The sequence below is a fragment of the Streptomyces sp. NPDC048142 genome, from assembly GCF_043202835.1.
GTDB lineage: Bacteria > Actinomycetota > Actinomycetes > Streptomycetales > Streptomycetaceae > Streptomyces.
The window spans coordinates 1-1,240 of record NZ_JBIDBC010000091.1; the positions used below are offsets into that span (position 1 = coordinate 1).

Consider the following 1,240-nt stretch of genomic DNA (forward strand, 5'->3'; position numbering starts at 1 on the left):
TCAGGGGTTCAGCCCCGGGAGGATGTCCATCATGGAGAGCATGGGGAAGAAGAAGCCTCGCCGCCCTCGCCGCTCGTTCACGCCGGAGTTCAAGGCAGAGATCGTTGGGCTGTGCCGACGGGGTGACCGCTCGGTCGGCCAGGTCGCCAAGGACTTCGAACTGACCGAGACCGCGGTGCGGGACTGGGTGAAACAGGCCGAGGTTGACGCGGGAGAGCGCAACGGGCTGAGCAGCAGCGAACGCGAGGAGCTGACCGCGTTGCGGCGGGAGAACCGTCGGCTGCGCGAGGACGTCGACGTCCTCAAGCGGGCCACAGCTTTCTTCGCGAAGGAGACCCGGTGACGGTGCACCCGTTCATCGAGGCGGAGAAGCGTGCAGGTCACAGCGTCAAACGCGCGTGTGAGCTGATGAAGGTCTCCAGGACCGCCTTTTATGCCCGCCGCTCCGGCCTGCCCGGCCCCCGGGCGGTGCGGGATGCTGAGCTGACCGAGCAGATCACTGAGGTCCATGCGCGATCGCGCGGGACCTACGGGTCCCCGCGCGTGCATGCCGTGCTCACGCGCGAGGGCACCGGGTGCGGCCGGCGTCGTGTCGCACGACTGATGCAGGCCGCCGGACTACAAGGCCGGCACCGCCGCCGACGGCAGGTGACCACGGTCCCCGATCCCAGGGCTGCCTTGCGTCCCGACCTGATCGTCCGGGACTTTCAGCCCGGCCGCACCGGGCTCGATGCCCGCTGGTGCGGTGACATCACCTACATCCCGACCGACGAGGGCTGGCTCTATCTGGCCACGGTCATCGACATCGCCTCCCGCCGCGTGGTCGGCTGGGCAACCGCCGATCACCTGCGAACCGATCTGGTGGCCGACGCACTGACAGCCGCCTGCCGGCAGCGGCGTCCCACCCGTCCCGTGATCTTTCACTCGGATCGCGGCTGTCAATACACCAGCCAGCAATTCGCCGCCCTGGCCGCCGAGTTCGGGATTCGGCTGTCGGTTGGCCGCACCGGTCAGTGTTGGGACAACGCCCTCGCCGAGTCGTTCTTCTCGACCATCAAACGTGAACTGCTCGGCACCTCCGCCTGGCCCAGCCGGGCCGCCGCCCACACCGCGATCTTCGACTTCATCGAGGGCTGGTACAACTTGCATCGACTGCACAGCAGCCTCGGCTACCTCAGCCCCGCCGAGTACGAGACCGTACTCGCAGCCTGACCACCACACCAATGGTGTCCGTCAAAGC

At 67.7% G+C, this 1,240-nt stretch carries 2 protein-coding genes; both read left to right on the top strand.

Annotation, left to right across the window (positions count from 1 at the left end; translation table 11 throughout):
* On the top strand, positions 1-343 hold a 343-nt coding region (locus tag ACGF2Y_RS36660; RefSeq protein ID WP_392956441.1), incomplete at its 5' end, for a transposase.
* Positions 340-1,212 (top strand): IS3 family transposase, encoded by an 873-nt coding sequence (locus tag ACGF2Y_RS36665; RefSeq protein ID WP_392956443.1) that lies wholly within the window; start codon positions 340-342, stop codon positions 1,210-1,212. The genes ACGF2Y_RS36660 and ACGF2Y_RS36665, both read left to right, overlap by 4 nt.
* The last annotated feature ends 28 nt before the right edge of the window (positions 1,213-1,240 follow it).